Below are 6,294 nucleotides of genomic sequence, written 5' to 3'. Positions count from 1 at the left end.
ATTGCGGGCGATCGTCGCCGACATGGCCTCCGCCGCCGCGGCGGCCGGCGCCGGTTGCCCCGACCACGCCGCGGCCTGCGGCGGTGCCGCCACCGGGATGTTCATCGATTCTGTTCGGGGCGGACGCCCGGCCATGCCCTGGTGGCGACCGACGTCGAACGTCAGCAGCGGTCCATCCGGGTTTCCGATGTTCAAGTTCTGGCCGTCGTGAATTTCGACCACCGGCACGCGCCTGCCGTTGACGAAAGTTCCGTTGAGCGAACCGTTGTCGATGGCCAGCCACTTGCCCTGATCGAAACGCAGCAGCAGATGGGCGCGCGAAATCAACGGGTGGGTGATACGCATGTCCGCTCGCAGATCGCGCCCGACTACTACATCGTGGCCCGCTGCGAAGGTGCGTTCCGATCCTTCGTGATGGACGGTTAGCGCTGGCGGGGCTGGTGCTGACATCGCCACAACTGTAGCTTGCGGCCCTGTGGTTTACCCGTGAGCGTCGGGCGCGCCGGTCACGACGCAGTGCGTCCGGGTGTAGATCGTGGGCATGCACTGGTTGCAGTGCGTGCAGGCCGAATGCACGGTGTGCGGCGCGGAGTCGGTGGCGATTCGATTGATCAGATCCGGCTCGGCCAACAGCGCCCGGGCCATCGCGACGAAGTCGAATCCCTCCGCCATCGCCAGGTCCATCGTGTCCCGATTGGTGATTCCACCGAGCAGGATCAGCGGCATCTTCAATTCGCTGCGGAACAGCTTGGCGTCGCGCAATAGATATGCCTCGCGGTAGGGGTACTCGCGCAGGAACTTCTTGCCCGTCATGCGCATGCCCCAGCGCAGCGGCGGCTTGAACGCGGCGGCGAACTCTTTGAGCGGAGCGTCGCCGCGGAACAGGTACATCGGGTTGACCAGCGAGCTACCCGCGGTGAGTTCGATCGCGTCCAGCCCGCCGTCTTCCTCCAGCCACTTGGCGGTTCTCAGCGATTCCTCCGTGCTGATGCCGCCGCGAACGCCGTCGGCCATGTTCAGCTTGGCGGTCACCGCGATGGGCGTGCCTTCCTTTTCCACCGCGCGCCGAACGGCCATCACCATGCCGCGGGCGACCTTGGCCCGGTTCTCCAGCGAGCCGCCGAACTCGTCGTCGCGGCGGTTGATCAGCGGGGACAGGAACGAACTCGCCAGATAGTTGTGGCCCAGGTGGATTTCGACGGCGTCGAAGCCGGCTTCGATGGCCAGGCGGGCGGCGTTGGCGTGCCCGGCGATCACCTCGTCGATGTCCTCGCGGGTCGCCTTCTTGGCGAACCGCATCCCGATCGGGTTGAAGAACCGGACCGGCGCCAGCGCTTTGGCCTTATTGGATTTGGCGTTGGCCACCGGACCGGCGTGGCCGATCTGCGCGCTGACCGCGGCGCCCTCGGCGTGGATCGCGTCGGTGAGCCGGCGGAAGCCGGGCACGGCCTCCGGCCGCATCCAGATGCCGTTGCCCTCGGTGCGGCCACCGGGGGAGACGGCGCAGTACGCGACGGTCGTCATGCCGACCCCACCGGCGGCCGGCAGCCGGTGGTATTCGATGAGGTCGTCGGTCACCAGCGCCTCGGGTGTGCGCGCCTCGAAGGTGGCGGACTTGATGGTGCGGTTGCGCAGCGTTATCGGACCGAGCTTCGCGGGGCTGAACACGTCCGGAGGGGTAGACATACCGGGAGCCTAATGGCGATCGCAAGCGCGGCGAAGCCGGGCGCGGGGGGTCGCCATCATCGATGTCTGCCAGACTGTCAGCGTGGGAGCAATCACGCTGGACGGCAAGGCCACCCGCGACGAGATCTTCGTCGACCTCGAACAACGCGTGACCGCATTGACCGCATCGGGCCGCACCCCCGGCCTCGGCACCATCCTGGTGGGCGATGACCCCGGCTCGCAGGCATACGTGCGGGGCAAGCATGCCGACTGCGCGAAGGTGGGCATCACGTCGATCCGTCGTGACCTGCCCGCCGACATCAGCACCGCGACCCTCAACGAGACCATCGACGAACTCAACGCCAACCCCGACTGCACCGGATACATCGTGCAGTTGCCGCTGCCCAAGCATCTCGACGAGAACGCGGCGCTGGAGCGCGTCGACCCGAACAAGGATGCCGACGGGCTGCACCCGACTAACCTGGGCCGGCTGGTGCTCAACAACCCGGCCCCGCTGCCGTGCACCCCGCGCGGCATCGTGCACCTGTTGCGCCGCTACGACGTTGAGATCGCCGGGGCGCACGTGGTCGTCATCGGCCGCGGTGTCACCGTTGGCCGCCCGCTGGGGCTGCTGCTGACGCGTCGTTCCGAGAACGCCACGGTGACCTTGTGCCACACCAAGACTCGTGACCTGCCGGCGCTGACCAGGCAAGCCGACGTCATCGTCGCGGCCGTAGGGGTGCCGCACATGGTGACCGCCGACATGGTGCGTCCCGGCGCAGCGGTGCTCGACGTCGGCGTCAGCCGCGTGGACGGCAAGCTCGCCGGTGACGTGCATCCCGACGTGTGGGATGTAGCCGGCCACGTGTCGCCGAACCCGGGCGGCGTGGGACCGCTGACCCGCGCGTTCCTGCTGACCAACGTCGTCGAGCTGGCCGAGCGGCAATGACGGCGCGCACCGTGCTGCGGGCGCAGTGGCCAATTGTGTTGGTGGGCCTGATCTTTGCGGTGGCATTGGCCCTGGTCGGCGCCAGCTTCTGGCGTCGCGGCTCGCTGCTGATCGGTATCGGTGTGGGTGTGGCGGCGCTGTTGCGGTTGGTGTTGTCCGAGGACCGGGCCGGCCTCCTGGTGGTGCGTCGCAAGGGAATCGACTTCACCACCACCGCGACGGTCGGGGCGGCGATGTTCTATATCGCGTGGACCATCGACCCGCTGGGCACCCGCTAGAACCTCGGCAGCGCCGGGGCCTGCCCGGCGACCGCGGGCAGTTGGCCTGCCATGCCAGGGTATTGGCCTGGCAGTCCCGGCATCTGACCCGGCATGCCCGGAATTTGGCCGGGCATGCCCGGAATTTGGCCCGGCATGCCCGGCAGCCCCTGTATTCCTGGCATTCCCGGCGGCATGGCGCCGGACAGGTTGCCGCTGGCGATGTTTGCCATCTCCTCGGGGCAGTACGTCTGGATCGCGATCTGGGTGAACATGCGGGCCATCATGGGTGACATGCCCCGACCGGCGACGCTGGACGCGGCCGCGGCGAAATTGCCACCCGGCTGCGAGAGCATCGGGCAGATCGATTCACCAACGGACATCGCGTTTCCCGGCTCGCCGAAGTCGATGCCGGCATGGTTGAGCGCGTCGATGAAGTCGTCACCGTTTCCCTCCGCTTCGGCCGGCGCCGCGAACGCCGAGACCACGGTGAGCAGGCCGGCCGCCGCGGCCAGCAGGCGGATGGTGAGGGGTTGACGACGAAAAATCCAGACCCATTGGTGAGTTCGTGCAAGTGCCTTCACGCCAGTTTCCCGTCCGCCATGGAGTGCGTCAGCGGCACTCGAATCACGTAAGGAACTCTGAGCCATGACTGTCACGTTTGCGACACGGTGAGATAAAGGTTCGCACAATAAGCGTTTCGTGAGGCCACTGTGCCTGCGACATCGGATATTACGCGGCTCGATTGCGCAAGGCCGGGCGGTGAATCGACACCACACCGTGATCTTCGGTCGACGGTAATACGACACCAACCGGTGGTGCCCTCGGGACAGATCTCAGCGAAATCTCCTGCGCGAGTGGGAGGCCGGGTGGCGAACCTATGTGACTTTCAGGGTCACGCCGCCCATGGGCCTACGCCGCCGACCTTCTCAATCGTGATGCGAGTCAAGTATCCGGGGGGCGCGCCGGGCGGCGGGAACCCCGTTCCAGGGCCGAAGATAGTCGTGGCGATCTCGTCGAGCAGTTCGGGGGCACCGCCCTCCTCGACGCGCGCGGTGCCCCTGATCGACAGATAGGGTGTCTGCGGCCCGCTGCGGTCGGTGGACACGACGGTCACCGCCACGCGGGGATCGCGTCGGATGTTGCGGATCTTCTGATGCTCCTGCAGATGGGCGGTGACCAGCTCATCGCCGCCGTCGGCTGTACGCTGCACCGTCACCCAGACCAGGCTGACCTGCGGGCTACCGTCGCGATTGATCGTGACCAGCGTTGCCGGGTCGGACCCAATCAGTTGGCGTGCGCTGTCATCGAGTTTCATGGTGGTCATTGCGTTCTCCTGATTCGTCCTGTTTTCCGCGCAACTCGGTTGCCTATATCCATACGACGAAGAAGCTGTGCGTAATCCGACAGCCCGACCGTCGTCGCGGACGATCGCGGATTATCTCGGGGACGTCATCGGGCCGTGTCGGCGCGGCCGGCCCCGCACCGACACCTTCCCTCACCGGTGAAAAGCTGCTGCGGAATGAGGACGACGAGCCGTAGCGTCCGCTACCCCGCCAGCGTCGCGCGGGTGCACACGGTGACATAGGGCAGCGCCAGGCCCGTCGAATTCGCCAGTGCCGGATGGGTGGCCAACAATTGGCGCACTTGGTCGAGCGTTTGGGTACGGACCTCGGTCGGCGAGGTGATGCAATAGCTGCGCGATGCGACAAGGTCGATCAATGCTTGCGGCGTAAGGTAACTCGTCCACTCCACCCGATGATGCGCCAGTTCGGCGAAGGGCTCTGGCAGCGTGACCTGGGTGCGGCCGCCGTCGCCGTCGCTGCCGATGATCTGCCCCAGTTCGCGCACCCAGCCGAGCCGTTCGTCGCGGGTGTTCCACACCAGACCCAGCCGCCCCCCGGGCCGCAGCACCCGCGCCACCTCCGGAATCGCGCGCTCCGGATCCACCCAATGCCAGGCCTGCGCCACCAGCACCACGTCAACGCTGTTGTCCTCCAACGGAATTTCTTCCGCGGTGCCCAGCAGCGCCCGGGTCTCCGGGAGCGAGGTCCGCAACACCTCCAGCATGTCCTGGATGGGGTCGACGGCCACCACGTCCAAGCCGCGTTCCACCAACCGTGTCGTCAGCTTCCCGGTGCCGGCACCCAGATCGAGCACCTGGCGCGCCCCAACCGGCAACAGCCAGTCGATCGCTTCCGGGGGATAGGAAGGGCGTCCCCGCTCATAGGCTGCGGCCGCCGAACCGAATGACAGGGAGCGGTCGTGGCGAGAGCGGGTCACCGTCGTCACGCGCCTTGCTCATCGGCCAGTTTGAGGGTTTTCGCAATCAATTCGTTGACTGCGTCGGCTTCGATCAGGAATCCGTCGTGCCCATAAATGGACTCGATGATGTCCAGTGCGGCGCAGCCCGGCAGCAGTTCGGCCAGCTCTTCCTGCAGACGCAATGGGTAGAGCCGGTCACTGGTTATGCCGCCGACCACGACCGGTACGGGACACTCGCTCAACGCTTTTCGCACTCCACCGCGGCCGCGGCCCACGTCGTTGCTGCTCATCGAGTCCGACAAAGCCACGTAGCTGCCGGCGTCAAAGCGGTCGACCAGCTTTTCGCTCTGATATTCGAGGTAGCTTTGCACCGCGTAGCGGCCGCCGTTCGCCGCGTCTTCGCCACCCTGGCTGCCGTTGCCGAACCGGGTGTCGAGCTCCAGCTCGCCGCGGTAGGTCAGGTGGGCGAACTGCCGGGCGAGCGCCATTCCAGTGTCGGGTTTACGCCCGGTGCCGTAATAGTCGCCGCCCTGCCAGTCCGGGTCGGTCTTGATCAGCGATATCTGCGTCCTCAGGTGGCCGATCAGGTCGGCGGTGCTGCGTGCGCCGACCGCGATCACCAGCCCGGCCCGAACCCGGTCGGGCTGCGCGACGATCCACTCCAAAGCCCTTGCCCCGCCCATGGATCCACCGATGACCGCGGCAACCCGGTCGATGCCCAGCGCTGCCAGCGCGGCGACATCAGCCGCAACCTGATCCTGCACCGTGATCTGCGGAAACCTTGAGCCCCACGGCTTTCCGTCGGGGGCAATCGAGCTCGGCCCGGTGGAGCCGCGGCAACCGCCCAGCACATTGGTGACCACCGCGCACCAGCGGTTGGTGTCGATCGGGGCACCCGGCGCGGCAACACCGTCCCACCAACCAGGGGTGGGATGTTCCGGCCCGGCGGGTCCGGTCAGGTGCGAATCACCGGTGAGCGCGTGCAGCACCACCACCACGTTGTCGCGATTGGGGGACAACTCACCCCAACGCTGGACGGCGATGCTGACATCGTCGATCACCGCACCGTTCTCGGTGGTCAAAGAGCCGATGTTCACGACGCCGATCTCGCCTTCGGCCGGCAGCGGCTGAATTGCAGCGTCTGAGATCGTCATCGCC

At 66.7% G+C, this 6,294-nt stretch carries 8 protein-coding genes; 2 read left to right on the top strand and 6 right to left on the bottom strand.

Annotated elements, in window-relative coordinates; genetic code table 11:
• The coding region (locus A5753_RS02420; protein ID WP_197694561.1) for an FHA domain-containing protein at positions 1-450 on the bottom strand (450 nt) is incomplete at its 3' end.
• A gap of 30 nt (positions 451-480) precedes the next feature.
• Complete coding sequence (locus A5753_RS02415; protein ID WP_067122954.1) at positions 481-1,686, bottom strand: NADH:flavin oxidoreductase; 1,206 nt, start codon at positions 1,684-1,686, stop codon at positions 481-483.
• An 82-nt stretch (positions 1,687-1,768) separates the two neighbouring features.
• Here A5753_RS02415 and A5753_RS02410 point away from each other — a divergent pair, with 82 nt between their 5' ends.
• Both A5753_RS02410 and A5753_RS02405 read left to right on the top strand, forming a co-directional pair.
• Positions 1,769-2,614, top strand: a complete 846-nt coding sequence (locus A5753_RS02410) for a bifunctional methylenetetrahydrofolate dehydrogenase/methenyltetrahydrofolate cyclohydrolase (protein ID WP_067122951.1) — start codon at positions 1,769-1,771, stop codon at positions 2,612-2,614.
• Positions 2,611-2,892: a DUF3017 domain-containing protein gene (locus A5753_RS02405; RefSeq protein ID WP_067122948.1), complete on the top strand. Its 282-nt coding sequence runs from the start codon at positions 2,611-2,613 to the stop codon at positions 2,890-2,892. The genes A5753_RS02410 and A5753_RS02405 overlap by 4 nt, the downstream gene beginning before the upstream one ends.
• Here the strand turns inward: A5753_RS02405 and A5753_RS02400 are convergent.
• The 4 genes from A5753_RS02400 to A5753_RS02385 form a co-directional block, all read right to left on the bottom strand.
• Entirely contained in the window at positions 2,889-3,455 is a 567-nt protein-coding gene (locus A5753_RS02400; RefSeq protein WP_067122945.1) for a DUF732 domain-containing protein, read from the bottom strand. The genes A5753_RS02405 and A5753_RS02400 overlap by 4 nt on opposite strands.
• 311 nt (positions 3,456-3,766) lie before the next feature.
• Positions 3,767-4,198 carry a TIGR03618 family F420-dependent PPOX class oxidoreductase gene (locus A5753_RS02395; RefSeq protein ID WP_082971131.1) on the bottom strand — a complete coding sequence of 144 codons (432 nt, stop codon included), beginning with the start codon at positions 4,196-4,198 and terminating at the stop codon, positions 3,767-3,769.
• A gap of 221 nt (positions 4,199-4,419) precedes the next feature.
• A complete protein-coding gene (locus A5753_RS02390; RefSeq protein WP_067122962.1) occupies positions 4,420-5,154 on the bottom strand; it encodes a class I SAM-dependent methyltransferase in 735 nt (244 codons plus the stop codon).
• Between the two features lie 5 nt (positions 5,155-5,159).
• Positions 5,160-6,290, bottom strand: a complete 1,131-nt coding sequence (locus tag A5753_RS02385) for a homoserine O-acetyltransferase (RefSeq protein ID WP_067122942.1) — start codon at positions 6,288-6,290, stop codon at positions 5,160-5,162.
• Positions 6,291-6,294: the final 4 nt, after the last annotated feature.

It is taken from the genome of Mycobacterium sp. 852002-51971_SCH5477799-a, from assembly GCF_001667145.1.
GTDB lineage: Bacteria > Actinomycetota > Actinomycetes > Mycobacteriales > Mycobacteriaceae > Mycobacterium.
The sequence above is the reverse complement of the archived record's forward strand: the minus strand, read 5'-3'. Positions and strand labels throughout refer to the sequence as shown.

Bases quoted from the DNA above. Each gene is read 5' to 3' on its own strand.
- A5753_RS02415 (WP_067122954.1), bottom strand. From the start codon at position 1,686: ATGTCTACCCCTCCGGACGTGTTCAGCCCCGCGAAGCTCGGTCCGATA.
- A5753_RS02395 (WP_082971131.1), bottom strand. From the start codon at position 4,198: ATGACCACCATGAAACTCGATGACAGCGCACGCCAACTGATTGGGTCC.
- A5753_RS02405 (WP_067122948.1), top strand. From the start codon at position 2,611: ATGACGGCGCGCACCGTGCTGCGGGCGCAGTGGCCAATTGTGTTGGTG.
- A5753_RS02385 (WP_067122942.1), bottom strand. From the start codon at position 6,290: ATGACGATCTCAGACGCTGCAATTCAGCCGCTGCCGGCCGAAGGCGAG.